This is a genomic window from Sphingomonas alpina (genome assembly GCF_014490665.1).
In the GTDB taxonomy this organism is placed as follows: Bacteria; Pseudomonadota; Alphaproteobacteria; order Sphingomonadales; family Sphingomonadaceae; genus Sphingomonas; species Sphingomonas alpina.
The window spans coordinates 2,280,883-2,307,003 of record NZ_CP061038.1 but is presented as its reverse complement, the minus strand read 5'-3'; the positions used below and the strand labels follow the sequence as shown (position 1 = coordinate 2,307,003).

Below are 26,121 nucleotides of genomic sequence, written 5' to 3'. Positions count from 1 at the left end.
GGAACGTTGGTCCATCGTCTACGCTTTGGGGGGCATCAAGGAGTTGGATGCCATGACCATGAAAATCTCCCAGCGCGTTCGCCAGGCGAGCGCTGTCATTGCGATCGCGGCGTCGCTGGCCCTTGCCGGCTGTAACCCAAAGGCGGCGACCGAAGAGAGCAAGGTCGCCTCTCAACTGCCTGAATTGCCGGCCACCTTGCCCCTCGCGTCGGGCGGGGCGACGGTGGTTCGATCCGCCGCAGCGGCTGCCGCACTTCCTGCAGCCAAGCCAATCCGGGTGGTACAACTGGCCGATCCGGGCCAATCCTATGCCTATGCTGACGATGCCCGGGGATTTGCCGACGCAATCGGCGATGCACCACCGGATTATGGCTTCGACTATGATGATGTCGAGCCATGGGCCTGGCAGGGGTATGACGATTCGATCGCGTTCGCCGAACCGATCGATGACGGCTATCGCTATTATTATTACCGGCCGGGTGCCGTATCGCCCTATTTCGTGCGCGACCATGACTATGGGTACGGCTATGATAATGGGCAACTCGCAGTGGTCTATGCCGCCAGCGGGGCGATCCTGCCTTACGCCGCCTATGGACCACGCCAGGACTATGCCGCGCGCTATTATGCGCGAGGCCGCGATCTCTACCGCTCGTCGCACCAGCGCCGCCCGGTGATCGCGGCCAATTGGGCGGCTCGCCAAAATGCCATTTCCGCGACGCAGGCGCGCTGGGCCGCGGCGCGGTCGCGTGAAGCCGATTGGCAGCGCTATCACGCCAGCGTGGTCCAACGGCAGCAGCGCCACTGGGGCCAGGAGCAAGTGCGTCGTCGTGCGGATACCGTGCGCTACGACGCATGGCGCGATCAGCGATTCAGCACGCGACCACCGCCACGCGCCATTCCAGCCGCCTGGACACTGGCGCCCTGGGCGCGTGACGCCAATCGTTACGCACCGGCCGCGCGCGGTTTTGCCGGTGATCAAGGCGAGCGCCAGCGCGCGGCCGCTGTCGAGCGCCGCCGTGTCGCTATGTTGGCGACACGACCGGTCGACGATCGCAGCGAAGTGCAGCGTGCAATGATCGAACGACGACGCGCGCTCGCCGAGCAGCAGAGCCAATTGCGCTTGCGGGAACGCGACAACGCCGAGGGCCAACGCATTCAGGCGGCCCAGCGTGCCGAGGCGGCGCGGCGCCAAGGCGAGCGAGCGCGACAGATCGCGGCGGGCGAAGTCGCGCAACGCGATCGGCAGGCGCGCGCGGTGGCGATGCAACGGCGCTACATCGCGATCGATCGGGATCAGTCGGCTCGGGTCGCGCAACAGACCAGGCGCGCCCAGGCACGGAATGACGAGCAAGCCCGCGCGGTACAGGCACGCCAACGCCAGCAGGCTCAATCGCAGGCGCGTGCGGCGCAGCTTCAGCAGCGTCGACAAGGCCAGGTTGCGGCGCAGCGGACCGAGGTCGAGCAACGCCGCCGGGGTCAGGCCAGGGCGGTCGAGGCCCAGGAGCGTCGCCAGGCGCTAGCGCAAACGCGCGCTGTCCAGATTCAGCAGCGACAACAGGGCCAGGCGCAGCAACGCCAGGCGCAAATACAGCAGCGCGCTGCGCAAGCTCAGCAACGTCAGGCGGGACAAGCTCAACAGCGCCAAGCTCAGGCGCAGCGCCAACAGGCTCAGGGGCAGGCTCGCGCTGCTCAGGCGCAACGGCAGCAGGTGCAAGCCCAGGCACGCGCGGCGCAGACGCAGGCGCGTGCCGCAACACGGCCGTTATCTGCCGCGCCTTCGGCAGGACCGCCGCGGCCCGATCGCGGCCCTGGTGGCCGGGGCCGTGATCCCCGGTAATCGGCGTAACTGGTCGGCCGATCAGGCCGACCAGTTGCCGGATTTGCCGCCGGTCTTCGACAATAAGCGCACACTGTCGATGATCATCGCCTTATCGATCGCCTTGGCCATGTCGTAGATCGTCAGCAGCGCGATGGAGACGGCGGTGAGTGCTTCCATCTCGACGCCGGTCTTGCCGTCGGTCGTGGTGGTGGCGATGGCCTCGACGCCGCTTTCGTCGATCTTCAACTCGATCGTGACGCGCGACAATGGCAGTGGATGGCAGAGCGGGATCAGGTCGCTGGTGTGCTTGGCCGCCATGATGCCGGCGACCCGCGCGACCGCGAGCACATCGCCCTTGGCGGCCGCGCCGTCGCGAATCGCGCTGACCGCGGCGGGGGACATGGTGATGCGTCCGGTGGCGATCGCCTCGCGCGCCGTGACAGGCTTGGCTGAAACATCGACCATCCGCGCGGCTCCGGCTTCATCGAGATGAGTCAGCCCGGTCACCCGATCAGCGCCCTGGTCGCGGCCTCGACATCGTGCTGGCGCATCAGCGCCTCGCCAATCAGGAAGCATTTGACGCCGCGTTCGGCCATTGCATCGAGATCGGCGCGCGTGGTCAACCCGCTTTCGGCGACGAAAGTACAGCCGGCGGGCGCTTTCGACACCAGTTCGTAGGTGCGGGCGAAATCGACCGTGAAGTCCCGCAGGTTGCGGTTATTGACGCCGATCAGCCGGGATTTAAGCTTCATCGCGCGGTCGAGTTCCTTTGCGTCATGAACTTCGACCAGCACATCCATGCCGCATTCCAATGCCGCAACTTCGATTTCCGCAAGCAATGTGTCGTCGAGCGCGGCCATGATCAGCAGGATCGCATCGGCGCCGATCGCGCGTGCCTCCGGCACTTGCCATGCATCGACCATGAAATCCTTGCGAAGCACCGGCAGGGTACAGGCGCCGCGCGCCGCGGTCAGGTAGGAATCGGCACCCTGGAACCAGGTCTCGTCGGTCAGCACTGACAGGCAAGCCGCGCCACCGGCTTGATAGGCGCGAGCATGAGCGGGTGGGTCGAAGTCTTCGCGGATCAGCCCCTTGGACGGGCTGGCCTTCTTGATCTCGGCGATCAGCGCATGACCGGCCGCGGCCTTTGCGTCGAGCGCGGCACGAAAACCACGCGGCGGCGTTTGTTCGGCGATCCGCGCATCGAGATCCGCCAGCGGCGTGGTCGCCTTGCGTGCGGTGACCTCAGCCCGCTTGGTTTCGAGGATGCGGTCGAGAATATCGGTCATGAATAAGCGATCCAGCGATCGAGCAGTGCGTTGGCCAGGCCGGAATCGATTGCCTCGCGAGCGGCGTCCGCGCCGTCGGTCAGCGTGTCGCTATGGCCCGCGACCATCAGCGCGGCGGCAGTGTTGAGCAATACGGCGTCGCGATAGCCGCCAGTCTCGCCGGCAAGCAGGCGACGCAACGCTGCGGCATTATAGGCCGGGTCGCCGCCATGGATCGCGGCGATCGAGTGACGCGGCAGGCCTGCATCTTCTGGCGCGATACGGGCCGGCATGTTCAGGCTGCCGACGCTGACGGCGATGCTTGGGCCGGCGCCGGACAGTTCGTCGAGCCCTTCCTCACCGGAAACCACCAGCGCAGCCTCGGTGCCGAGTTGTTCGAGCGCCCCGGCATAAAGCGGGACGTAGTCGGGGCGGGCGATACCGATCAGCTGACGCCCGACCCGCGCGGGATTGGCGAGTGGGCCCATCAGATTGAAGATGGTGCGGCGACCGATCTTCTTGCGGATCGGAGTGATGCGCTTCATCGCCGGATGGTGATTGCCCGCGAACAGGAAGGCGATGCCGATGTCGCGCAGGCTCCCTTCGGCCAAGCGCCCGGCGCGCTCCATGTCGAGGCCGAGCATTTCGAGCGTGTCTGCGGCGCCGGCCTTGCTGGAGGCGGCACGGTTGCCGTGCTTGGCGACCGGGATGCCGCACGCCGCGACGACCAGCGACACGGCGGTCGAGACGTTGAGCGTATGGTGCCCATCGCCGCCGGTGCCGCAGACATCGACTGCCCCGGCTGGCGCAGCGATCGGGATCAGGCGGGCGCGCAGCGCGCGGGCGGCCTCGGCGATCTCGATGCTGGTCTCACCGCGTTCGGTGAGCGCGATAAGAAAGTCGGCCACAGCCTCTTCCGAAGTCCGCGCATCGAGAATGTCGGCAAAGGCTTGTGCTGCGGATTCGTGCGACAGCGGTGAGCTGGGATCGGGCAGCAGGACGACGGCGGTCACGCCAGCGCCTTTACCGTGATGCCGGCCAGCCGCAGGAAGTTGGCGAGCAGGGCATGGCCGTGTTCGGTGGCGATGCTCTCGGGGTGGAACTGGACCCCGTGGATTGGCAGCGTGGCATGGCGGACGCCCATCACCGATCCGTCGCTGGCGGTGGCGTTGACGAGCAGGCCGTCGGGCGTGTCCTCGACGATCAGCGAATGATAGCGCGTGGCAGTGAACGGGCTGGGCAGTCCTTTGAACAGGCCGGTGCCGTCATGGCTGACAGGCGAGGTCTTGCCGTGCATCAATCCGCCGCGGACGACTCGTCCGCCAAAATGCTGGCCGATCGCCTGGTGACCCAGGCATACGCCGAGCAGGGGCTTGTGCGCCTCGGCGCAGGCCGCGACCAGATCGAGGCTGATCCCCGCCTCATTGGGCGTGCAGGGGCCGGGCGAGATCAGAAACGCCTGGGCATTGCTTGCAATCGCATCGCGGGCGGTGAGCGTATCGTTGCGCACGACCTTCACCTCGGCACCCAACTCCATCAGATAATGGACCAGGTTCCAGGTGAAGCTGTCATAATTGTCGATGACCAGGATCATGCACGCGCCGCTAGCGTGTTTGCGTCACTACGACAATCGGCACCGATCGTCGCGCGACCGTCACTCCGCCGCGATCGATAGCGGAACAGTGGCGCGAATCGGCTGGCGGTGAGGGGGCGCGATGCCGAAAAAGCTTCCCTGAGGATGATGTATTGTCTCGTCGCGTCGTTCTATTGGCGAGATAACGCGTACGCTGCCCGTTTTTGGCCCCAATCAGGGTAGAGGAGGCTCATACAGGGTGGAGCAATTGGCGTTGGCGGACGTTGATACCGCCACAGGAGTCGCAACCGATGATCCGTTTTCCCATTGCGTTTATGTTGCTCGCCCTACCTGCGGCGCTCGTTGCCCAGGATAAGCCGGCGGAGGATGCCAGCAAGCCGTTGAAGCGCATTCGCAATGTGCAGCTCAACCAGGGCGAGCGATGCCCGCCGGCGGCAGATGACGAGATCGTCGTGTGCGGGACGCTGGATGAGCCGTATCGTATCCCGAAACAGTTCCGCGAATCGAAACCGGACGCCGCCAATCAGAGCTGGGTCAATCGCGCCGCGACAATCGACGAGGTTGGCCGCGTCGCCGGCGGATTGCCCAATACCTGTTCGCCGGTCGGTACCGGCGGTCAGACTGGCTGTGTCACGAAGATGCTGCGTGAATACACGGCGGAGAAGGTGGAGAAGAAAAGGCTCGAATCGAGCGTTCCCTGACAGGGGGCTACCGATAGCGTCGCAACGAGCTGTGGCAGCTATTGGCCGAAGCCAGCCTCGCTGGCGCGCGCGATCGCTTCGCGGGCAGCCGCAAGCAGGGCGCCGGCCTTGGCCTCGCATTCTCGCTGCTCATAGGCCGGGTCGCTGTCGGCGACGATGCCGGCTCCAGCCTGCACGTGCATCATGCCGTCCTTCACGATCGCCGTTCTGAGCACGATACAGCTGTCCATCGAGCCGTCGGGTGAAAAATAGCCCACGCCGCCCGCATAGGCGCCGCGCTTCTCCGATTCGAGCTCGGCGATGATCTCGCACGCGCGGACCTTCGGCGCGCCGCTGACCGTGCCGGCGGGGAAGCCGGCAAGGAGCGCGTCGATCGCGTCGTGATCCTTGCCCAGTCGCCCGACCACGTTCGAGACGATGTGCATGACATGGCTGTAGAATTCGACGGTGTAGCTGTCGGTAACGGTGACCGTCCCGGCATCCGCGACGCGGCCGACATCGTTTCGGCCAAGATCGAGCAGCATCAGATGCTCTGCGCGTTCCTTGGGGTCGGCGAGCAGGTCGCTGCGGTTGTTCTGGTCTTCCCCGGCGGTTTTTCCGCGTGGCCGGGTGCCGGCGATCGGGCGAATGGTAACCTCACCATCGCGGACGCGGACGAGGATTTCGGGGCTGGAGCCGGTCAATGCGAAACCGGGCAGGTCGAGATGATAGAGAAAGGGAGAGGGGTTGATACGGCGCAGCGCCCGGTACAGTTCGATCGGCGGCAGCGCGAAGGGCAAAGTGAAGCGCTGCGCGAGGACGACCTGAAAGATGTCGCCTGCGACGATATAATCCTTCGCCCGGGCAACCATCTCGCCATAGCGGCCGGACGGCAGGACCGGGTCGAGCGTGACCTCGGGCAGGTCGAGCGCGCGCGCCGGGGGCGGCAGTCCGGCACTGGCCAGGCGCGCGGCGACCATGTCGATCCGCTCCTCGGCCTCGGCGATGATCGCCGCGGGATCGCGCGCGGCATCGGGCCAGACCGGCGCGACGATAAACAGGGCATCGGCCAGCCGGTCGAAGATCAGCACGATGGTCGGGCGCACGAACATCATGTCGGGCAGACCGAGCGGGTCGGCGTCGGGGCGCGGAAGCTTCTCCACCAGTCGTACGGTCTCATAGCCGAAATAGCCGACCAGGCAGGCAAGCGCGCGCGGCAGTTCGGCCGGCACATGGTCCATGCGGCAATCGGCGACCAGCGCGCGCAACGCATCGAGCGTGGGAGCATCGCAGGCGACGAAATCGTCGCGATCGGTGAGCCAATGGCGGTTGATCTCCGCCCGGTTCCCTTCCGCGCGGAAGACGAGATCGGGGGCGAGGCCGATCAGGCTGTGCCGGCCGCGGATCGCGCCGCCCTCGACCGATTCGAGCAGGAAGTCACCGCGCCCCGGCTCGATCAGCTTGAGCGCGGCGGCGACCGGCGTTTCGGTGTCGGCGATCTGCCGGCGCCACACCAAAGCCGGTCGGCCCGCTGCGAGCGCGCCGGCAGGATCGGACCCGCTGCCGGACCCCACAGGCTTAATTGGCGCCGCCCTGGCCGGTCAGCGCCGCCCGGACCGTGGCGATCGCCTTGTCGTTCTTCTTCACGCCGACCTGGCGGCGTATGGCCCCGACGAACTGCTCGGCATATTCATTGCTGAGCACCTTGCCGAGATCGGCGCGGGTCGCCTGGACGATGTTCGGTTGGTTCGCGGCATTACCGCGTTCGATATGGTTCAGATAGACGATCGCCCAGCCTTCGTTATTGCCCAGTTCGAGCAGCTTGCCGGTCTTTTCCGTCATGCTGAACATCAAGGCGAGCGGAGCCGGGACATTGCGGCCGGCACTGGCCAGCTGCGCGCGCGAGGCGTTGATCGGCTGGATCGGGGGCGCCTTCACACCGCTTTGCGCAAAGGCCTGCGCGATCGGCGTGCCCTTGTTGATCTTGGCGACGATATCGGCGGAGATCTTCCGTGCGGCGACCCGGGCGCGGTCGATCGCGAAGTCACGCGCGATGGCCGGGCGAATCTGCGCCAGCGCTGGTGCGGTCGCCGGAACGACGCGATCCAGGCCGACGATTGCAAAGCCGCCTTCCTGGTCCATCGGTACCAATTGTGGGCTGTCGCCCTGTTCCGCGGCGAAGGCTGCGGCGACCACCGGCAGGAAATCCGGGGCCGCCTTGACCGTCGCGTCATCGGGGTTGCGTCCGTCCGACAGCAATGCAGGAGTGACCTGCGCGGTCAGCTTCTGATCGGCAACGACCTCGGCAAAGGTCGCCTTGTCGGCGATCGCCTCGTCGATTGTATCATGCATCGCACTGAGCGCCCGGGCGGTCTTGTCCTTGGTCAGCGCGGCGATGAGTTCGGGCTTGGCCTGTTCCAGCGTCTTGCCCGCGACCTGCTCGATAGCATCGACGCGGACGACCGCGAAGCCGAGCGCCGAACGCAACGGTCCGACGACCGCGCCCTTGGCGGCGGCGAAAGCCGCGTCGGCAAGAGCGGCTGAGCTTTGCCCAGCATAAGTGGCCTTCTCAACCGCGGTCAGCGTGGCCGGCTCAAGCCCGGCGGCACGCGCGGCGGTTTCGATCGGTGTGCCTGCCTTCACCTTGGCGGCAAGGGCGTTGGCCGATGCCTGGTCGGCGAGGATGACCTGGACGAGCGTGCGTTTCTCGGTCGGCGCATATTTGGCGCGTTGCGCCTGATAAGCGGCGGCGACCTCTGCCTCCGTCGGCGTCGTGGATCCCTTGAGCTGGTCATGGGTGACGATGGCGTAGCGGATCACGCGTCGTTCGGGGACGGTGTAACGGGCGATGTTGCGCTTGTAGAAGGTCGCGACCTCGGCATCGGTCGGCGGCGCGCCCTCGGCCATCGCGCGGGTCGGAATGAAGCCGACCTGACCCTCGCGCTTTTCGAGCAGCAACGAAGCATAGGGCAAAGCAAGTTGCAGCGGCACCGGATTGGCGCGACCCATCTGCGCCATGAGCTGCTGCCCGATTATCGACCGTGCGATATCGGCGCGCACCTGCTGGTCGGTCAGCCGCTGCTGGGCGAGCAATTGCTCATAGAGTTTCTGGTTGAACTTGCCGTCCAGGCTTTGCAGCGAAGGAAAGCTTGCGATCTGACCATCGATCGCACGCTTGCTCACCACCATGCCTTGAGCCAGGCCGTATTGCTCGAGCGCCAAGCCATCGATCGTACGATTCAGACTGCCGTCGAGTCCGCCGTTGTTGACGAAGCTGATCATGTCCAGGCCGGGTTGCTGCTGGCGGGCATTCTCCATTTCGCTTTGTACGCGTGACCTGAGTTCGGTCTCGGTAAGCTTCCGCTTTCCGATCGTCGCCACGGTATCGCCGGTCGGCGTCGCCGCCGAATTGAGCCCATTGATGTCGGTCGCCGCGAACGCCAGCCCGATGATCGCGAGAAAGGCGAAGGTGATGATCAGGCCGACCTTTGAATTGATCAGGCGGCGGATAAGGCTGAGCATGAGGAACCGATCTGTTGAACGCGCGGAATTGCGACTGCTTTACGGGCAGCATCGCGCGGCTTCAAGCGTGTGCAGTCGGCCAATGGCGTCGGGTCGATGGAGACGGGCCGGATGGAGACGGCTTGTGGAGTCACGCGGGAGCGCTCTATCGGGCGGAGAAGGTTTTGGAGGGCACAGATGACACGACGCAAGCTGATCGCGGGCAATTGGAAGATGAACGGCGATCTCGCCGCACTGAGCGAGCCTCGACGCGATCGCCACTGTGGCGCTGGCCCATCCGGGCGTCGATGTCGGCATTGCGGTGCCGGCAACGCTGATTGCGGCGGCCGGGCGCGGCCCCGATCTCGCGATCGGCGCGCAGGATGTCCATGCTGCCGACAAGGGCGCGCATACCGGGTGCGTTTCGGCGGCGATGATCCGCGAGGCCGGCGCGCGCTTCTCGATCGTCGGCCATAGCGAGCGCCGAGCCGATCAGCATGAAAGCGATGCGGAGGTGAAGGCCAAGGCCGAGGCACTGCACCGCCAGGGTCTGGACGCGATCCTGTGCGTTGGCGAAACGCTGGAGGAACGTGACGCCGGGCGTGCCGAGGCGGTGGTGACGGGGCAGCTTGCGGGGTCTCTGCCCGAAGGTGCTGGCGCAACCTGGTTGTCGATCGCTTATGAGCCGGTCTGGGCGATCGGTACCGGGCGGACGCCGACCATCGCCGATGTGGCGGCGATGCACGGTGCGATCCGCGTAAAGCTGCGCGCGCTGATCGGTGATGAGGCGAATGCGGTACGGCTGCTCTATGGCGGTTCGGTAACGGGCGACAATGCAGGCCAGCTGCTCGGTGCGGGCGATGTCGATGGCGCACTGGTCGGCGGGGCGAGCCTGACGGCAGCGAAATTCGTGCCGATCATCGAAGCCGGGGCGGCACTGTAATTGACCGCTGTTTTCCGCTGTTATTTCGACAAAAAAACCTCACCCCTGTTATGTTGGATTTGGAACGCCAATTTTCAGCCCATTCACAAGGGCTTGACCCCTCTTCCGCTGTGTTCGTTAACAGGGGTGGAACAGGGGTGGAGCAGCGGAATAACAGGGGTGAGCTGACCGCTGTTACGATCAAAACAGCGGGCGCGAAAACGCGCGATATTTACCGGTCATGTCAAAGAGCGGGGCGGAGCGCCGTTGGCATCCCGTCCGGCGCAACGCTGTCATGACTCGCTCCAGGGTTGAATCGGCACCGCCGGCGCTGGCTGGCGATCCGTTTCGGAACCGCTATCGCTTACCCATAGCGCGTTTTGAGCAGCGCCCAGGTTGCCCTGAGGCCAAGCGCATCGCCGCCCTTGGGGCGCCCCGGTTTGGCCGATGGCCGCCAGGCGAAGGTGTCGAGATGGGCCCAAGCGGTCCCTTCGGGGATGAAGCGACGCAGGAACAAGGCTGCGGTGGTCGCGCCGGCGAAGCTGCTGTCGGCCGAATTGACCAGATCGGCGATGTCGGATTTGAGCAACTCGTCATAACCGTCCCATAGCGGCATGCGCCAGAGCGGATCGCCGACCTCGGCAGCCGCTGCGAATAGCGCCTCGGCCAGCGGCTCGTCATTGACGAAGGTCGCCGGGAGGTCGGGGCCGAGCGCGACGCGCGCCGCGCCGGTCAGCGTGGCGAAATCGATGATCAATTCCGGCTTGTCCTCGGCTGCCCTGGTGATCGCATCACCAAGCACCAGCCGGCCTTCGGCATCAGTGTTGGTGTTTTCGACCGTCAGGCCCTTGCGGCTCGCGAGCACGTCACCGGGGCGAAACGCATTGCCGGCGATGCTATTCTCGACTGCCGGAATGAGCAGATGGAGGCGAACCTTAAGCCGTGCGGCCATCACCAGCCCGGCCAGTGCCAATGCGTGCGCCGCACCGCCCATATCCTTCTTCATCAGCCGCATGCCGGCGCTCGGCTTGATGTCGAGCCCGCCGGAATCGAAGCACACGCCCTTGCCGATCAACGCGATGCGAGGATGTTTCGGGTCGCCCCATTCGAGTTCGATCAGTCGTGGTTCGCGCCCCTTGGCGGCCGCCTGGCCGACCGCCTGGATCATCGGATAGCCCTTGGCGAGCGGCTCGCCCCTGGTCACGGTCAGCGTCGCGCCGTGCATCTTGGCCAGCGTTGCAGCCTCGGCCTCCAGTTCAGCCGGGCCGAGGTCGGCGGCGGCGGTGTCGACCAAGTCGCGGACCTGTGCCGTGGCGGCGGCGAGGCGGACGGTCTCCTCGATCCTCGCAGGTTCCCCGGTGAGCAGGATGCGCGGGCCGATCGCCTCGCGCTTGCGATAGCGCTCGAAGCGATGCTGCGCGAGCATCCAGCCGAGCATCCCTGCGCCGGGTTCGCCGGTCGCGAGCCTGTAGCTGCCCTCGGGCAGCGACTCGCCGAGCGAGGCGATCCGCCATGGCGAACTGGCCGCCTCGTTGCACACCAGCAGCACCGACCAGTCTTCGGCCCCGTCACCCGGCAGGACGGCGCGGTTGCCCGCCTTACCGGTCAGGCGGTGCGCCGCGACCGCTGTTCGCACACGCGCGGGTTGGCTGGCGAGCCAGTCGGCGAAGGCGTCGGGATGGACGACATGAATGGTGCGAGCCGCCTGGCCGCGATCCGGCTGCAGCAGAGTGGCGAAGTCGGTCATTTCTGTACCTGCGCAACGAGGAATTGTTCGATCCGACCCCCATCGCCCGGTTCGGCATAGGTGCTGATCCCGACGGCGCGATCGGCAAAGGTGACGCGGAAATTTCGATTGACGAAGCCGCCGCGCAGTCGTGACTTTCCCATCTGGGTGAAGTCGCTGATCTTCCCGAGTGGCGCGAGACTGGCCTTGAAATCGGCCAGTACGACCGGCGTGAAATAGAAATCCGCATCCTCCGTCAACAGGCCGCGATCGAGCGTACCGTCGCGGAGCTGGTCGAATATGGTGCGAACCTTCTTCATCGCAGCGCTATCCGCGGCATCGGCGGGAGGCGGCGGTAGCACGGTCTTGATGATGCGCTGGGCGATCTCCTGATAGGCGTCGCCGGACCAGGTGTTGACCAGGACGGTCACCGCTGCCTTCTCGTCAGGAAAGACGATATTTTCGCTCAGAAAGCCGACTGCCTCGCCGCTATGCTCGATATAGCGACGGCCGTTCGAATTGCCGGTCGAGACGCCCAGGCCATAGCCATTGGTCGATCCGTCGGTCAGCCGCACGGCGGTTTCCTGTGCCGCCCAATCCTCGGGTGGCAGGATGGCGCGATTGAGGCGCGCAACATTCCATTTGGCGAGGTCGCGCGCGCTCATCGACAATTCGCCGGCCGCAAACAGCCAGCCATGCGCGGCGGGTGTCGCGACGCGAACGGGGCCGAGCGCGTTACGGCCATAGCCCTGCGGATAGCCCGGGCCCACCGCCAGGTCCTGATCGATCGCCTTGATCCCGAGCGGCTTGAAGATCTTGCGGTCGAGATAGGACAACAAGGATTCGCTCGAGACTTTTTCGACGATCATGCCGGCGACGACATAGCCCGTATTGGAATATTGCCATTGCGCGCCAGGTGCGAAATCGAGCGGCTTCTTCGCCCAGCGATCGACGATGCCCTGCGGCGTTACCGGCGTCGCCATCGCCTTGAAGCTGTAATCCTGCGGCCAATAGTCCTGCAGGCCCGAGGTATGGTTGAGCAGTTGGCGCAGCGCGATGGTATCGCCACCAGTGATGTCGGGGATATATTTCGAGACCTTGTCGTCGAGGCTGAGCTTTCCCTCATTTTCGAGCAGCAACAGCGCCGCCGCGGTGAACTGCTTCGACACCGATGCGATCTGGTACGGCGCATCGGCATTCGCCGCCTTCATGGTCTCAGACTGCTTGCCATAGGCCTTGGCGAAGACGATCTGGCTGCCCCGCACAATTGCGACCGACGCAGAGGGTGCGCCGGTTCTCGCGAGCGTCTCGGTCACGAGCGAGTCTATCTGGGTCGTTTCGGCCGGAGTCAGGGCCTGAGCGTAAGCGGCGGGCGCGGCGGTCAGCAAAGCGAGGGAGAGCAGCGGGCGAAGCGTCATCATGATCCTCTGGGAAGAGCGGAATGCATAGATGCACGAGCCGCACGTCCGCTTCCAGTCCCATGCGATACTGCCCGGACAGCGAATGCTGGCGATGCCAGGCAACTGTCCCGGTATCCGCCCATAACGAGAGGGGCAGGAGATTTGGATCACACCGTCACGTTGCGTCATCTGCCTGGTTCTGCGGCCTGGTGGCTGACCTTTCGCCATTATCGCAGCGAGCAGCGGTCGTTGTGGGTATAGTAAGTTGAATGTCGAAGAAAAGATAAGTTGGCCAAACCCAAAGAGAAGTTACAAGTAATGTGCAAATCAACACCAGATCGGTGGAAACTTTCCTTGAATCGCTCTCGAATGAGAGGATGATGTTCCCCGGGGCATGGCAGAGACAAGTCGATGCTCACCAAGGCAGGGAGGTTGTCATGGAATATGCATTCTTGGCGATGATGGGTTGGTGCGGGACGAAATGGCCCGGATGGTGGCGCGGGCCGCGGCCGCCGCAGCCTGACCCCTGGTGGTGGATCGTCAGCATTGCCGGCGCGGTCGGCGGGATTATCGCGGTGGCGGTGTTCAAGCCGGTGATCGGTGACGCCGGTTTCTTCGCCACGACGATTACCGCTTTCGCTGGCGGTATCCTGGTCGGCAGCATTGTCGACGGCATAGGTGGATTAACGAACAAGGGTTGAGCCACCCATTGTGGTGGAGGGAGACAGCATCTCGGGATGCCGTCTCCCTTCATTGCGTTTCCGTTGCCGACGGATTCGGCCCGGGGCTCGACCGATGCGTCTCATAACGGGCAGTACAGCGTTCTCGATCAGCCTGTTTGGCGGCGTGAAATAGGGAACTGTTATTGTCCCTTTTCGTTTGATCCCCGCACGCTCGATCAAGGACATTCGCCATGCCGAACCGCCGCAGCTGGGCCGCCATGATCCTGGGGTTCGTGATCGGGCTGATCGGACTGGTCCTCGCCATCGGTGGCGCCTGGCTCGCGGTGCTGGGCGGATCGCTATATTATCTCGTGACAGGCGTGGCGATGCTCGCCGCTGGGGTGCAGCTCATTCGCGGGCGCATGGCCGGCGTGTGGCTCTACATTGCGATCTTCGTGTTGACCCTGCTCTGGGCCTTCTGGGAGGTCGGCACCAACCCCTGGGCTTTGGTACCGCGCGTGATCGCGCCGCTGGTGTTGCTGTTCGCGGTGTTGCTGGTGATGCCGACACTGAGCCAGGCGGCCAATCGCTGGCGGATCGGGCTGGGCGCTTCCGCTGCCGTGCTGCTCGTCGCGGTGATCGGCGGTGTGGTGATCGGATCGAGCGCGCAATCCCCGGTGAGGGCAGCGCTGCCGTCTCAAGCGGCGCCGGGCATGACCGACAGCTCCGGCCAGGTGGTCGGTGCGGACTGGCCCGCTTATGGCGGCACCTATAGCGCGCGCCGCTTCTCGCCGCTGACGCAGATCAATGTCTCCAATGTCGGCAAGCTCAAGCGTGCCTGGCTGGCACATACCGGCGACATGCCGGCCACGCCCGATGCGGCCAAGATGTATGGCGCGGAGACGACGCCGCTGAAGATCGGCGATACGCTGTATATGTGCTCGGCCAAGGGAATCATGATCGCGCTCGATCCCGCGACCGGGGCGGAGAAATGGCGCTTCGACCCGAAGGTACCGGACAAATGGATTCCCTATACCGCGGCATGTCGCGGGGTGAGCTATTATGCCGTGCCCAATGCGACCGTCGGACAGGCCTGCGCGACGCGGATCATCGAAGGCACCCTCGACGCGCGACTGATCGCGGTCGATGCTGCGACCGGCAAGCCGTGTGCCGATTTCGGCACCAATGGCCAGGTCGATACCAAGATCGGCATGGGCGAAGTCTATCCCGGCCTGGTCTCGATCACCTCGCCGCCGACGATCGTGCGTGGGGTGGTGGTGACGGGACACCAGATCCTGGACGGGCAGGAACGCTATGCGCCGTCAGGTGTGATCCAGGGCTATGACGCGGTCACCGGCGCGCTGCGCTGGGGCTGGGACATGCTCAAGCCGGACTGGACCGGTGCACCGCCGGCGGGCCAGCAATGGTCGCGCGGTACCCCGAATATGTGGACCACCGCTTCAGGTGATGAGGCGCTCGGACTGGTCTATCTGCCGCTCGGTAATTCAGCAGTGGATTATTGGAGTTCGCTGCGCACGCCGATCGAGAACAGCTTCGCCAATTCGCTGGTCGCGATCGATGTCGCGACGGGCAAGCCGCGCTGGTCGTTTCAGACGGTGAAGAAGGATGTGTGGGATTATGATCTCGGAAGTCAGGCGACGCTGATCGATTATGCCGGTGTGCCGGCGTTGCTGCTGCCGTCAAAACAGGGCGATATCTATGTGCTCGATCGCCGGACCGGCCGGCCGCTGACCCCGATCGGCACGATCAAGGCGCCCGGGGGCGGGATCGAGCCGGCGGAGCGTTCGCCGACGCAGATCGTCTCACTGTGGCATACACTGCGCAAGGACCCGCTGACCGAGCGCGATATGTGGGGCATGTCGCCGATCGATCAGATGATCTGTCGCATCCAGTTCCGCCAGGCGCGCTATGCCGGCTATTTCACCCCGCCCGAGACCGGCAAATATACCGTCGAATATCCCGGCTATAATGGCGGCAGCGACTGGGGCGGCATTACGGTAGATCCGCAGCGCGGCGTGATCATCGCCAATTACAACGACATGCCCAACCATGTCCGGCTGGTGCCGCGCAAGATTGCCGACCAGCGCGGCTGGAAGACGCGCGAGCAGGCCGGTGGTCCGACCCCGGGCGCGGAAGGTGCGGGCGACCCGCAGGCGGGCACACCCTATGCGGTCGACGTCAATGCCGGCTGGCGGATGAAGTTCACTGGCCTGTTGTGCAAGCAACCACCTTATGGCGGGATCCGAGCGATCGACATCCGCACCGGCAAGACGATCTGGGATCGCCCGCTCGGCACGGCGCGCACCAATGGGCCGTTCGGCATTCCATCGATGCTGCCGATCAATATCGGCACGCCCAATAATGGCGGATCGGTGGTGACTGCGGGCGGACTGGTGTTCGTTGCCGCGGCAACCGACAATCTGATCCGCGCAATCGATATGCGCACCGGCAAGGTCGTATGGTCCGATGTGCTGCCGGCGGGCGGGCAGGCGACGCCGATGGTCTATGAACAGGGCGGACGCGAATATCTCGTGATCATGGCCGGCGGGCACCATTTCATGGAAACGCCGATCGGGGATTCTCTGGTCGCCTATGCCTTGCCGAAGAGCTGATTTTCAACGTCATGCTGAATTTGTTTGGCGCCTATCTCTTCTTGTGTTCCCGCGAAGGCGGGAACCCAGCCTGGGCTCCCGCCTTCGCGGGAGCACAAAGAGGGATTGCTCTCAATTTAAGCCGATCCCTTCGCCGATGGGATGAGTGCCAAATTGGTTTAGGGTGACGCTGGGGTTTAGGCCGGCACCCCGAACAGATCATGTTCGTCGGCATCCTCGATCTCGACGCTGACGATATCGCCCTGTTTCAGATGCCCTGCATCGCGCAGATGCACTTCGCCGTCGATTTCCGGCGCATCGGCCTTCGAGCGGCCGGTCGCGCCGTCCTCGTCCACTGCATCGATGATCACATCAAGCGTTCGGCCGATCTTCGCCTGCAGCTTGTCGGCAGAAATCCGCGCGGTCAGCTCCATCAATCGGGCGTAGCGCTCTTCCTTGATCTCTTCGGGTACCTGGTCGGGCAGGGCATTGGCCGCGGCGCCCTCTACAGGCTCGAAGCGGAAAGCGCCGACACGGTCGAGCTGCGCTTCCTCGAGCCAGTCCATCAGATATTTAAAATCATCCTCGGTCTCGCCGGGGAAGCCGACCACAAAGGTCGAGCGGATCGCGATGTCGGGGGCGATGGTGCGCCAGTTCTTGACTCGCTCGAGCACCTTCGCCTCGTTTGCCGGGCGCTTCATCAGCTTGAGCACATTGCGGCTGGCATGCTGGAACGGGATGTCGAGATAGGGGAGGATCAGTCCCTCGGCCATCAGCGGGATGACCTGGTCGACATGCGGATAAGGATAGACATAATGCAGCCGCACCCACGCACCGAGCTTGCCCAGCTCGCGCGACAGGTCGGTCATATGGGCGCGGACTTCCTCACCTTTCCACTGGCGCGGCTGATGGCGGATATCGACGCCGTAAGCCGAGGTGTCCTGGCTGATCACCAGCAGTTCCTTGGTGCCCGCCTCGATCAGCTTTTCGGCTTCGCGCAGGATCGCGTCGGGGCGCCGGCTGACCAGGTCGCCGCGCAATGACGGGATAATGCAAAAAGAGCAGCGGTGGTTGCAGCCTTCGGAAATCTTCAGATAGCTGTAATGGCGCGGGGTGAGCTTCAGGCCGCTTTCCGGCACCAGGTTGAGAAAGGCGCTGGGCGGCATCGGCGCCGCCTCATGGACTGCGCCGACCACTTCCTCATATTGATGCGCGCCGGTGACGGCGAGAACGTTGGGGAAGCGCGCACGGATCGTCTCGGCTTCCTTGCCCATGCAGCCGGTGACGATCACGCGGCCATTCTCGGCAATCGCCTCACCGATGGCTTCCAGGCTCTCTTCCTTGGCGGAATCGAGGAAACCGCAGGTATTGACCAGCACAACGTCGGCGCCGGCATAGTCGGGCGACATGGCATAGCCATCGGAACGGAGCTTGGTCAGGATGCGTTCGCTGTCGACCAGATTCTTGGGACAGCCGAGCGAAACCATGCCGATTTTCGGCGGGGTGGGGAGGATTGTTGCCATGGGAAGCGCGGCACATAGGCGATTATGACGGGATTTTCTAGTGACCCTATCTCTTGGCGCTTTGCTCGTCGCTCGTTCGGGCAGCAAATTGTGGCGCGAACGGCCAGCTTGCTCGACTTCGCCCGAGATGAACGGATAGAGTGATGGAGACGGGGTCGACAGGATCGGCTCCGATGGTGGAGCATTATGGCTGAGTTCGAATTGATCCCGCATCCCGCCTTGCCTCGCGGCCCCCTGAACAGGGTGACGGTCACCGCCGAGCGGCCGTCTCGCGATCTGCTGACCCTTCATTACCATGTGGCCGGCGCGATCGATGCCGTGTTGTGGCCAGTGCCGATCGCGCCGGCCTTTACCGACAATCTGTGGCAGCATAGCTGTTTCGAGGCGTTCATCGCGCCGGGCGCCGGTGACGATTATACCGAGCTCAACGCGTCGCCGTCGGGCGGATGGGCGATCTATGAATTTGACGGTTATCGCGACGGGATGCGCAATTCGCAAACCGCGCAGTATGAGAATGAAGGATGGCGCATGGCGCCGGATGCGGCCGAGCTGACGGTGTCGCTCACTTTGCCTCTACTTGCCGACGGGACTGTGTGGCAGGTCGGCCTGACCGCGGTGATCGAGGCGAAGGACGGCACCAAGTCCTTCTGGGCGCTCACGCACCCGACCGACACGTCCGAAATACCCGATTTTCACAACCGGGATTGCTTTACCGCTGAGCTCGCGGCACCCACGGCGGCATGAAATTCGGTCTCGATCGCCTTCTCGCCGACCCTGCGCTGCGCAAGCCACTCGAGGGTAAACGTGTCGCATTGCTCGCGCATCCCGCTTCGGTCACGGCCGATCTGACGCATTCGATCGATGCTTTGGTCGCAAGCGGTCTCAACGTCTCAGCGGTGTTCGGCCCGCAGCATGGCGTACGCGGCGACCTGCAGGACAATATGATGGAGTCGCCCGACTTCACTGACCCGATTTACGGCATGCCAGTGTTCAGCCTGTACGGCGAAGTGCGCCGGCCGACCGGCCAGTCGATGGGCACGTTCGACGTGATGCTGGTCGACCTGCAGGATGTCGGGTGCCGCATCTACACCTTCGTCACGACGCTACTCTACGTGCTGGAAGCCGCGGCCGCACATGGCAAGTCGGTCTGGGTGCTTGACCGGCCCAATCCGGCTGGACGACCGGTCGAAGGGCTGACATTGCTGCCGGGCTGGGAGAGTTTCGTTGGTGCCGGGCCGATGCCGATGCGCCACGGGCTTACATTGGGCGAGCTGGGGCATTGGTTCATCGACCATTTCAAGCTCGATGTGGATTATCATGTGGTCGCGATGGAGGGATGGGAGCCCGATGCGGCGCCCGGCTATGGCTGGCCGGCGGATCGCGTCTGGATCAATCCAAGCCCCAATGCCGCCAACGTCAATATGGCGCGGGCTTACGCCGGCACGGTGATGCTGGAGGGCACGACTCTGTCGGAAGGGCGCGGGACGACGCGGCCGCTCGAACTGTTCGGCGCACCTGATATCGACGCGCGTGCGGTGATCGCCGAAATGCACCGTTTCGCACCGGCATGGCTGGCCGGCTGCACGCTGCGCGATATCTGGTTCCAGCCGACCTTTCACAAGCATGTCGGCCAGTTGTGCAGCGGTGTGTTCATTCATGCCGAGGGGGCAGGATATGATCACCAGGCATTCAAGCCGTGGCGGGTGCAGGCGCTGGGTTTCAAGGCGATCCGGCGGCTCTATCCGGATTATGATCTGTGGCGGGATTTCCCCTACGAATATGAATTCGGCAAGCTCGCGATCGACGTGATCAATGCCGGTCCGGGTTTGCGCGACTGGGTCGATGACGCTCTTGCCGAGTCGCGCGATCTCGATGCGGTTACCGGCCCGGATGAGGCGGCATGGGTGGCCGAACGGGGCCGATTCCTGCTTTATTGACTTGTCGGACAACCGTTCGGCGCGGATTCGCGACATTCCGGCCCAAAATATTATATTTGGTAATGTTTCTGCAGCATCACGCTGGCGACTGGGAAGTCGTTTGCGGGGACGAATTCAGTGGAATCCAATCTTCATTATTACGCACGGCGCGCAATGCAGGAACATGCTGCGGCGCGGACGGCGGTTACTGCTGAAGCGCGCAGTCGCAGGCTTGCGCTGGCGCAGCAATTTCAGGCCAAGCTTGAGGCGTTGAACGCCTGATTCTCGGGCATCCAGCGACGACTCTATTCGATGATTTGAGCGGCCGTCCCCGATCACGGGGCAAGGGCTAGCTACACTCCCCGATTCTAACGCTTCCGCGTCAATTCCCGCATCCCGTCATCCAGTCCTGCCAGCGTCAGTGGATACATGCGGTCGTTCATCAATTCGCGGATGATGCGCACGCTTTGCGAATAGCCCCATTGCTGTTCCGGAATGGGGTTGAGCCAAACCGCTGCCGGATAGGTGGTCGTCATGCGGTGCATCCACACCGCGCCCGATTCCTCGTTGAAATGCTCGACGGAGCCGCCGGGATGGGTGATCTCATACGGACTCATCGAGGCATCGCCGACGAATACGAGCTTATAGTCGTGCCCAAACTTGTGCAGCACGTCCCACATCGGCGTCCGCTCGGTGAAGCGGCGCTTATTGTCCTTCCACACTCCCTCATATGGGCAATTGTGGAAGTAGAAGAATTCGAGATTCTTGAATTCGCTCGTGGCGGCCGAGAACAGTTCCTCGCACAGCTTGACCCAGGGATCCATCGAGCCGCCGACATCAAGGAACAGCAGCAATTTGACTGCATTGCGGCGCTCGGCGCGCATCACGACGTCGAGCCAGCCCTGGCGCGCAGTGCCGTCGATCGTCGCGTCGATATCGAGTTCGTCCGCGGCGCCTTCACGCGCGAACTTGCGTAGGCGGCGCAGTGCGATCTTGATGTTGCGCGTACCGAGTTCGCGCGTGCTGTCGAGATTCTTGAAGTCGCGCTGGTCCCACACTTTCAGCGCGCGCTTGTGCTTGCTCTCGCCACCGATGCGCACGCCTTCAGGATTATAACCGCTATTGCCATAGGGCGAGGTGCCGCCGGTCCCGACCCATTTGTTGCCGCCCTGATGCCGGCCCTGCTGTTCCTCGAGCCGCTTTTTCAGCGTTTCCATGATCTCGTCCCAGGAGCCGAGCGACTTGATCGCTTCCATCTCTTCAGCGGAGAGATATTTCTCGGCGACCGCTTTCAGCCAATCCGCGGGGATATCGGTGGGCGCCTGGCCGAAGGTGGTGGCGACCCCCTTGAACACCTTGGAGAAGACCTGGTCGAAGCGGTCGAGCAGCCCTTCGTCCTTCACGTACACGGCACGCGAAAGATAATAGAAATCCTCCGGCGTGCGATCGATCACGTCTGCATCGAGCGCTTCGAGGAGCAGGAGATGCTCCTTCATGCTGGCCGGAATGCCAGCGGCGCGAAGCTCGTCGAGGAAGTTCAGGAACATTGCGAATCCTTCGCCGGCGAGGTCATTTCGCGCTTTCCATGACTATATCCATGCGAGTGTCACCCGTCGCCAGGAGCTTCACGCTTGCTTGACGTGAGGTGCCCTCGGTTGCCGTGCCGGAAAAAAGAGCATTGATCTGGGTGACGGACGGAATCGCATCATAGCTGCCATAAATGTTCGCGACGCCAATCTCCGCCACCTTGAAATCATAGCCTGGCGATGTGAGCGCCTTTTCGATCACCAGCATCGATCCCGCGTCGTTGATGACACCCACAACGGTGTCTGGATCCGCCAATCCAACCGGTTGCAGCAGGTCGATCGAGCTATCGCCATGTTTAATGGTGCCACGCACGCAGGCCTGCTGGAGGCCGTTGTTCGGAAATGGCCGGGCAAGATCGTCCTTCTTGCCCTTGGGATCGATCGTGACAACGGCAGAGTTCATTGCAGCGGCGAGAACCCGAGCCGTTGTCTTGTCGGTTTTCGGGACAACTGCTGCCGGGCGATCGGCGGCCGGGCAGGGCGCGGCGAGCTGAAGCAGCCCGACCGGATGAACATAGGTGCCCTTGTCGATGCGTAGCCCGGCTAGGAGCCCGTCGAGCACGGCAACCACTTCGGATCGACGCTCTGCCGGGCCGCTGGCGCGCAACTTCACGATCCACCCCGACGCGCGCAAAAAGGCGGCTGCAGTTGCTACAGGTTCCCCGCCATTGACCTTCTCGGCCCTGCCGTCGGAATAAACCAAGCGAATGACCGTGCCGGGGTGCCCATCCGATGCGACCACACTCTGCTCGGTGAAGGTAATTGCTCCGAACCGACCGCGGATACTTCTATCGGTTTGGTACGCGGTCAGTGCAACGTCAGGATAAGCTGGCAGATAGACATAGGCGGTGCCGAAGATCTTGCGGTCAGGCGTTTCGAATTGCGCCACATTGTCCAATCCCTCGCCTTTGCGCGAAAATTCATGGGTCTCAGTCATTACCGCCGAGCCGGCGGTTTTGGACAATGAAAGATGGGCGGTCGGCACAGCGATGCGATCGCCCGAGGCTTGCCAGCTGAGCGGCGGTTTCTTGGCCGCGACGGCAGGCGCCGAGAGGAGGAGCGCAGCAGCGACCTGAACACCGACCCGCAATCTCATCCACGCTACTCCCATTGTTGGAATAGCGTGCCGCAGCGGGCCGGTTCGCGCAAGCGGGTCAGCGATAGGCGTCGATCAGCGCGCCGACGTAGTCGGGATCATTGCCGCTGAGCTCCGGCGCTGCATGCGCTCTGGTGACGGCGCGTCCGGCTGTCTTGTCCGGCATGCCGTAAATGAAGCCATAGACCGGATAGACGGTGCTACCCAGGCCGTCCATGTCACGGTACCAGACCTTCACTTCGCTCCAGTCTTTCTCCGGCGAGACGTCCGTCAGGGTCACGTCCTGCTCGGCATGGCCGCGCTCGCCATTCTGGCGCGACCAGTTGGCATGAGTGACCATGACGACGCGCGGCGTGACGACACGGCTGATCACCGCGACATGACCGAGATGCAGCCGTGGCGATTTTCGGAACACGACGACCGCGCCGACCTTCGGCGTGTCGCCGCGGCGATATTTGCCCTCGGCGGCGTCCCACCAGGTCCAGGCGTCGCCATAAATCTGGATCCCGGAAGCGGCCCGCGCAAAGGGCACGCACTCACCGACATAATCGAGCAGGGACTTGGCACCCGCGGGCATACTGACGGTCGAAACCGCGGCGGCGAGCCACACAAGGCGGGAGGATAGGTGTCCCATACCCCGCAGATCCTTGCCCATTTCGCGTGCCAAAACCGTTGGGAGGCGTGGTTTAGGGTGCAGTTACCATAATGCGGGAAGGCTGTTCCGGCCGGTGCAGCAGCGACACCAGCACGAATGAAATGATCATCAGCAGATACCAGGCGCCGAGCTTCTGCGGCGAAACCATCGACCATTCCGCCTTTTGCGAGGGATAGGCCCAGGCGCGCGTATAGGTTCCGATATTCTCGGCAAACCAGATGAACAATGCGACGAGAAACCAGCCGATCAGCAACGGCATCGACCGGGCCTTTCGAAACGGCTGAAACCACACCCGCGTCCGCCAGAACAATATTGCGGTCGCCGCGAAGAGCAGCAGACGCGCATCGGGCAGCCAGTGGTGCGCGAAGAAGTTGATATAGATCGCTGTCGCCAATGCGATCGTCATCCAGCGCGACGGGAAATGATCGTAGCGAAAATCGAAGATGCGCCAGACCCGTGCGATATAACTGCCGACTGCCGCGTACATGAATCCCGAGAACAGCGGCACGCCGCCGATGCGCAACAGGCTAGGCTCGGGATAGACCCAGGATCCGTGTGCCGTCTTGAATATCTCCATGATCGTGCCGACGACGTGGAAGATCAATATGAGCTTCGCCTCGCGCAGGCTTTCGAGGCGGAAGAGGAGCATTGCGGCCTGGATCAGGATCGCGCCGATGGTCAGCACGTCGTAGCGCGCGATCGGCGCATCGACGGGATAGAAGAAGTGCGTGGCGAAGAGCATTGCCAACATCAGAGCGCCGAACAGGCAGGCCCATCCCTGTTTGAAACCGAACAGCAGGAATTCATAGAGCGCCGCCGTCCAGCCGCGCGTCGGCTGCGCTGCTTCGAGGCGAGCGCGGACTTGGGCAAAACGGGTTGCGCCGGGCGGTGATACCGAAACGACTGATTCGCTTACGGTACCATCATTTGCTGGGTGCGGCTGACTGTCGACTGGATCCACTCTGCTCTCCCCGCCGGCCGGCCTGGTAATCGGCATGGTGCGGCAGGAGTAGCAGGAAACCGGGGGCAAGCAGCCCCTGCGCGAAAGCCTCCTCTAATATGCGTTAAAGGGGGTGGGTTTCTGGACACCGCTGGACTTGCGCTGTTCTACCAGCTCATGATCCCGGCGATTGCGCTCGTTCATTTCCGCCCATTCGGCCCTGGTCAGGCAATAGGATCGTGCCAGGATCGTGCCGGTCCCGACGATCGGGCGGCAAATCTTCTTTTCCTTCGCCGGCGGTGGTGCGGCTGAATCATCTGATTTTCCTGCGACTGCCCCTGCAACTGTTGGTGCCGCCACGAGAAGAGTGGCCAGCGCGGCCAACGACAATTGTGGAAAACGCACGGCAAACCTCCCTGATCAGGGTGTCTGCATAGGTCGATCGCGGGCATGGGTACCGGCATGTCGGCCAAACGTCATATATTGTCGGCCGAACGTCATGCCCTGACCATAGTTGGCAGGGCGAGGCAGATTACCCCTTGTTCTGCTGACGCTTGGCCATGAAGGCCAGCCGTTCGAACAGCATCACATCCTGCTCGTTCTTGAGCAATGCGCCGTGCAGCGGCGGGATCGCCTTGGTCGGGTCGCGGTTCTGCAGCACATCGAGCGGCATGTCCTCGTGCAGCAGCAGTTTGAGCCAGTCGAGCAATTCGCTGGTGCTCGGCTTCTTCTTCAGGCCCGGCACGTCGCGCACGTCGTAGAAGATGTCCATCGCCTTGTTGACCAGGATCTTCTGGATGCCGGGGAAATGGACGTCGATGATCGCCTGCATCGTGTCGCGGTCGGGAAATTTGATGTAGTGGAAAAAGCAGCGGCGCAGGAAGGCGTCGGGCAACTCTTTTTCATTGTTCGAGGTGATCACGACGATCGGGCGTTCCGCCGCTTTCACCGTCTCCTTGGTCTCGTAGACATGAAATTCCATACGATCGAGCTCCTGGAGCAGATCGTTGGGGAATTCGATGTCGGCCTTGTCGATTTCGTCGATCAGCAGCACCGGCGGCTTGGGGCGCGTGAACGCCTCCCATAATTTGCCGCGGCGAATATAGTTTGAAATATCATGGACCCGCTCGTCGCCGAGCTGACCGTCACGCAGGCGAGCGACCGCGTCATATTCATAAAGACCCTGCTGTGCCTTTGTCGTGGATTTGATGTTCCACTCAATCAACTCGGCATCGATCGCGTTGGCGATTTCATAAGCGAGGACGGTTTTGCCGGTGCCGGGTTCGCCCTTGACCAGCAGCGGGCGACGCAGCGTGACCGCCGCGTTGACCGCGACCTTCAGATCGTCGGTCGCGACATAACTTTGGGTGCCCTCGAAGCGCTTCATGCCGCAATCCCGTTTCATTTGAATACCGGGTTTGGCGATAGAGGGAATTCGGCTCTTGGCGCAAGCGCGCGATTCAAATGTCAGAGATGGTTGCGCGCGCTCGCACGTGCTTCGAGCAGGTCCCACAGCCCGCGATGCTGCGCCAGCAACTGCTGCGCGCCGAACGCCATCGCCCGCTCGACACCGGGTGTGTCGCCAAGGGACGCGGCGACGGTGGCGATTTCCGCCTCGATCGGTAGCGCCGATGCAGGTGGCGTGACCCCAAAGCGATTGGCGGCGGCATCAAGTGTCATCCGGATCGTCGCCCAGTCGAGCACCAGTGCGATCGCCGCGCCGGTCGCGCATCCCGCGCGGTCGGACTGGGCGAGCATCTCCAGTGCATGACGCTGACCGATCACGGCGGCTTCCGACTCGGCCTGGCCCGGGGTTGAGGGCAGGGGGCCTGCAGCAGCGGTCAGCGTGGCGAGATACGTGCGTTCGACGGCGAATCCTTCGGCCGCCTCGATCAACCAGTCCTGGGCAAGGGGTTGCACATTACGATCGGCAGCAAGATCGATCACGCCGGGATGGCGGCCATGCAGGGCGCAAAGCGCATGAACGCAGTCCGCGAAATCGCGTACCGCCACATGCCGGTTACCGAGCGTCCGCGGCATCGGGTGCGTCGCGCTGCCATCGGCGTCGGCAAGCGAGGCGATGATGCCCCAGCCGCTGTCCCGCCTTACGCTATGAGCCGAATCAAAAGCCATGATCCCCCGAATTTCCAATGCGCGAACCGGATCATTCCGGTTCGTGCTTCTCTGTCGGGTCAGGGGATATACCGAAGCACGTAAAGAC

23 protein-coding genes and 1 pseudogene are annotated in these 26,121 nt (G+C 63.5%); 8 read left to right on the top strand and 16 right to left on the bottom strand.

Annotation, left to right across the window (positions count from 1 at the left end; translation table 11 throughout):
* The first annotated feature begins 52 nt into the window (after positions 1-52).
* Positions 53-1,837, top strand: coding sequence for a hypothetical protein (locus tag H3Z74_RS10615; protein WP_187763829.1), 1,785 nt, complete (start codon positions 53-55; stop codon positions 1,835-1,837).
* Positions 1,838-1,858: 21 nt separating this feature from the next.
* On the opposite strand, the gene moaC is transcribed toward H3Z74_RS10615, so the two are convergent.
* From moaC to H3Z74_RS10595, 4 genes are read right to left on the bottom strand one after another with little or no spacing between them, the layout of a single operon-like run.
* Entirely contained in the window at positions 1,859-2,326 is a 468-nt protein-coding gene (gene moaC, locus H3Z74_RS10610; RefSeq protein WP_187763827.1) for a cyclic pyranopterin monophosphate synthase MoaC, read from the bottom strand.
* Complete coding sequence (gene trpC, locus H3Z74_RS10605) at positions 2,323-3,108, bottom strand: indole-3-glycerol phosphate synthase TrpC (RefSeq protein ID WP_187763826.1); 786 nt, start codon at positions 3,106-3,108, stop codon at positions 2,323-2,325. Before trpC ends, moaC begins: the two co-directional genes overlap by 4 nt.
* Entirely contained in the window at positions 3,105-4,100 is a 996-nt protein-coding gene (gene trpD / locus H3Z74_RS10600; RefSeq protein WP_187763825.1) for an anthranilate phosphoribosyltransferase, read from the bottom strand. The genes trpC and trpD overlap by 4 nt, the downstream gene beginning before the upstream one ends.
* Positions 4,097-4,681: an anthranilate synthase component II gene (locus H3Z74_RS10595; protein ID WP_187763823.1), complete on the bottom strand. Its 585-nt coding sequence runs from the start codon at positions 4,679-4,681 to the stop codon at positions 4,097-4,099. Before H3Z74_RS10595 ends, trpD begins: the two co-directional genes overlap by 4 nt.
* A gap of 290 nt (positions 4,682-4,971) precedes the next feature.
* On the opposite strand from H3Z74_RS10595, the gene H3Z74_RS10590 reads away from it, so the two are divergent.
* Positions 4,972-5,382 carry a hypothetical protein gene (locus tag H3Z74_RS10590; RefSeq protein WP_187763822.1) on the top strand — a complete coding sequence of 137 codons (411 nt, stop codon included), beginning with the start codon at positions 4,972-4,974 and terminating at the stop codon, positions 5,380-5,382.
* Between the two features lie 38 nt (positions 5,383-5,420).
* Here H3Z74_RS10590 and trpE read toward each other — a convergent pair whose 3' ends face one another.
* Entirely contained in the window at positions 5,421-6,935 is a 1,515-nt protein-coding gene (trpE, locus tag H3Z74_RS10585; protein WP_187763820.1) for an anthranilate synthase component I, read from the bottom strand.
* Positions 6,936-6,939: 4 nt separating this feature from the next.
* Positions 6,940-8,883, bottom strand: a complete 1,944-nt coding sequence (locus H3Z74_RS10580; protein ID WP_187763819.1) for a peptidylprolyl isomerase — start codon at positions 8,881-8,883, stop codon at positions 6,940-6,942.
* A gap of 177 nt (positions 8,884-9,060) precedes the next feature.
* On the opposite strand from H3Z74_RS10580, the pseudogene tpiA reads away from it, so the two are divergent.
* Positions 9,061-9,805 (top strand): annotated as a pseudogene (gene tpiA / locus H3Z74_RS10575) (triose-phosphate isomerase).
* A 343-nt stretch (positions 9,806-10,148) separates the two neighbouring features.
* Here the strand turns inward: tpiA and H3Z74_RS10570 are convergent.
* The gene (locus tag H3Z74_RS10570) at positions 10,149-11,531 is read right to left on the bottom strand and encodes a leucyl aminopeptidase family protein (RefSeq protein ID WP_187763817.1); all 1,383 of its coding nucleotides are present in this window, start codon (positions 11,529-11,531) and stop codon (positions 10,149-10,151) included.
* Complete coding sequence (locus tag H3Z74_RS10565; protein WP_187763815.1) at positions 11,528-12,928, bottom strand: serine hydrolase domain-containing protein; 1,401 nt, start codon at positions 12,926-12,928, stop codon at positions 11,528-11,530. The genes H3Z74_RS10570 and H3Z74_RS10565 overlap by 4 nt, the downstream gene beginning before the upstream one ends.
* 419 nt (positions 12,929-13,347) lie before the next feature.
* Between H3Z74_RS10565 and H3Z74_RS10560 the strand changes: the two genes are divergently transcribed.
* Both H3Z74_RS10560 and H3Z74_RS10555 read left to right on the top strand, forming a co-directional pair.
* The gene (locus H3Z74_RS10560; protein ID WP_187763813.1) at positions 13,348-13,611 is read left to right on the top strand and encodes a hypothetical protein; all 264 of its coding nucleotides are present in this window, start codon (positions 13,348-13,350) and stop codon (positions 13,609-13,611) included.
* Between the two features lie 212 nt (positions 13,612-13,823).
* Positions 13,824-16,205, top strand: coding sequence for a membrane-bound PQQ-dependent dehydrogenase, glucose/quinate/shikimate family (locus tag H3Z74_RS10555; RefSeq protein WP_187763811.1), 2,382 nt, complete (start codon positions 13,824-13,826; stop codon positions 16,203-16,205).
* A 176-nt stretch (positions 16,206-16,381) separates the two neighbouring features.
* Here H3Z74_RS10555 and rimO read toward each other — a convergent pair whose 3' ends face one another.
* Positions 16,382-17,707 carry a 30S ribosomal protein S12 methylthiotransferase RimO gene (gene rimO, locus H3Z74_RS10550; RefSeq protein WP_187763810.1) on the bottom strand — a complete coding sequence of 442 codons (1,326 nt, stop codon included), beginning with the start codon at positions 17,705-17,707 and terminating at the stop codon, positions 16,382-16,384.
* A gap of 186 nt (positions 17,708-17,893) precedes the next feature.
* On the opposite strand from rimO, the gene H3Z74_RS10545 reads away from it, so the two are divergent.
* The 3 genes from H3Z74_RS10545 (at position 17,894) to H3Z74_RS10535 (ending at position 19,905) form a co-directional block, all read left to right on the top strand.
* Positions 17,894-18,451: a DOMON-like domain-containing protein gene (locus tag H3Z74_RS10545; protein WP_187763809.1), complete on the top strand. Its 558-nt coding sequence runs from the start codon at positions 17,894-17,896 to the stop codon at positions 18,449-18,451.
* Positions 18,448-19,644, top strand: a complete 1,197-nt coding sequence (locus H3Z74_RS10540) for an exo-beta-N-acetylmuramidase NamZ family protein (RefSeq protein WP_187763808.1) — start codon at positions 18,448-18,450, stop codon at positions 19,642-19,644. Before H3Z74_RS10545 ends, H3Z74_RS10540 begins: the two co-directional genes overlap by 4 nt.
* A gap of 117 nt (positions 19,645-19,761) precedes the next feature.
* Complete coding sequence (locus H3Z74_RS10535) at positions 19,762-19,905, top strand: hypothetical protein (RefSeq protein WP_187763807.1); 144 nt, start codon at positions 19,762-19,764, stop codon at positions 19,903-19,905.
* A gap of 86 nt (positions 19,906-19,991) precedes the next feature.
* Here the strand turns inward: H3Z74_RS10535 and H3Z74_RS10530 are convergent, their stop codons facing one another.
* The 7 genes from H3Z74_RS10530 to H3Z74_RS10500 form a co-directional block, all read right to left on the bottom strand.
* The gene (locus H3Z74_RS10530; protein ID WP_187763805.1) at positions 19,992-21,170 is read right to left on the bottom strand and encodes a vWA domain-containing protein; all 1,179 of its coding nucleotides are present in this window, start codon (positions 21,168-21,170) and stop codon (positions 19,992-19,994) included.
* A gap of 22 nt (positions 21,171-21,192) precedes the next feature.
* A complete protein-coding gene (locus H3Z74_RS10525) occupies positions 21,193-22,305 on the bottom strand; it encodes a hypothetical protein (RefSeq protein WP_187763803.1) in 1,113 nt (370 codons plus the stop codon).
* A gap of 58 nt (positions 22,306-22,363) precedes the next feature.
* Complete coding sequence (locus H3Z74_RS10520; protein WP_229727022.1) at positions 22,364-22,882, bottom strand: CHAP domain-containing protein; 519 nt, start codon at positions 22,880-22,882, stop codon at positions 22,364-22,366.
* A gap of 109 nt (positions 22,883-22,991) precedes the next feature.
* Positions 22,992-23,921, bottom strand: coding sequence for a DUF817 domain-containing protein (locus H3Z74_RS10515; RefSeq protein ID WP_229727021.1), 930 nt, complete (start codon positions 23,919-23,921; stop codon positions 22,992-22,994).
* A 93-nt stretch (positions 23,922-24,014) separates the two neighbouring features.
* Entirely contained in the window at positions 24,015-24,284 is a 270-nt protein-coding gene (locus tag H3Z74_RS10510; RefSeq protein WP_229727020.1) for a hypothetical protein, read from the bottom strand.
* A gap of 148 nt (positions 24,285-24,432) precedes the next feature.
* Positions 24,433-25,287 carry an AAA family ATPase gene (locus tag H3Z74_RS10505; protein ID WP_187763799.1) on the bottom strand — a complete coding sequence of 285 codons (855 nt, stop codon included), beginning with the start codon at positions 25,285-25,287 and terminating at the stop codon, positions 24,433-24,435.
* A gap of 80 nt (positions 25,288-25,367) precedes the next feature.
* Positions 25,368-26,033, bottom strand: a complete 666-nt coding sequence (locus H3Z74_RS10500; protein ID WP_187763798.1) for a DUF6975 family protein — start codon at positions 26,031-26,033, stop codon at positions 25,368-25,370.
* Positions 26,034-26,121 lie beyond the last annotated feature (88 nt).

Excerpts from the sequence above, each read along its gene's own strand:
- H3Z74_RS10615 (WP_187763829.1), top strand. The coding sequence starts at position 53 with ATGACCATGAAAATCTCCCAGCGCGTTCGCCAGGCGAGCGCTGTCATT.
- trpC (WP_187763826.1), bottom strand. The coding sequence starts at position 3,108 with ATGACCGATATTCTCGACCGCATCCTCGAAACCAAGCGGGCTGAGGTC.
- H3Z74_RS10595 (WP_187763823.1), bottom strand. The coding sequence starts at position 4,681 with ATGATCCTGGTCATCGACAATTATGACAGCTTCACCTGGAACCTGGTC.
- H3Z74_RS10590 (WP_187763822.1), top strand. The coding sequence starts at position 4,972 with ATGATCCGTTTTCCCATTGCGTTTATGTTGCTCGCCCTACCTGCGGCG.
- H3Z74_RS10580 (WP_187763819.1), bottom strand. The coding sequence starts at position 8,883 with ATGCTCAGCCTTATCCGCCGCCTGATCAATTCAAAGGTCGGCCTGATC.
- H3Z74_RS10570 (WP_187763817.1), bottom strand. The coding sequence starts at position 11,531 with ATGACCGACTTCGCCACTCTGCTGCAGCCGGATCGCGGCCAGGCGGCT.
- H3Z74_RS10565 (WP_187763815.1), bottom strand. The coding sequence starts at position 12,928 with ATGACGCTTCGCCCGCTGCTCTCCCTCGCTTTGCTGACCGCCGCGCCC.
- H3Z74_RS10560 (WP_187763813.1), top strand. The coding sequence starts at position 13,348 with ATGGAATATGCATTCTTGGCGATGATGGGTTGGTGCGGGACGAAATGG.
- H3Z74_RS10555 (WP_187763811.1), top strand. The coding sequence starts at position 13,824 with ATGCCGAACCGCCGCAGCTGGGCCGCCATGATCCTGGGGTTCGTGATC.
- rimO (WP_187763810.1), bottom strand. The coding sequence starts at position 17,707 with ATGGCAACAATCCTCCCCACCCCGCCGAAAATCGGCATGGTTTCGCTC.
- H3Z74_RS10545 (WP_187763809.1), top strand. The coding sequence starts at position 17,894 with ATGGCTGAGTTCGAATTGATCCCGCATCCCGCCTTGCCTCGCGGCCCC.
- H3Z74_RS10540 (WP_187763808.1), top strand. The coding sequence starts at position 18,448 with ATGAAATTCGGTCTCGATCGCCTTCTCGCCGACCCTGCGCTGCGCAAG.
- H3Z74_RS10530 (WP_187763805.1), bottom strand. The coding sequence starts at position 21,170 with ATGTTCCTGAACTTCCTCGACGAGCTTCGCGCCGCTGGCATTCCGGCC.
- H3Z74_RS10525 (WP_187763803.1), bottom strand. The coding sequence starts at position 22,305 with ATGAGATTGCGGGTCGGTGTTCAGGTCGCTGCTGCGCTCCTCCTCTCG.
- H3Z74_RS10520 (WP_229727022.1), bottom strand. The coding sequence starts at position 22,882 with ATGCCCGCGGGTGCCAAGTCCCTGCTCGATTATGTCGGTGAGTGCGTG.
- H3Z74_RS10505 (WP_187763799.1), bottom strand. The coding sequence starts at position 25,287 with ATGAAGCGCTTCGAGGGCACCCAAAGTTATGTCGCGACCGACGATCTG.
- H3Z74_RS10500 (WP_187763798.1), bottom strand. The coding sequence starts at position 26,033 with ATGGCTTTTGATTCGGCTCATAGCGTAAGGCGGGACAGCGGCTGGGGC.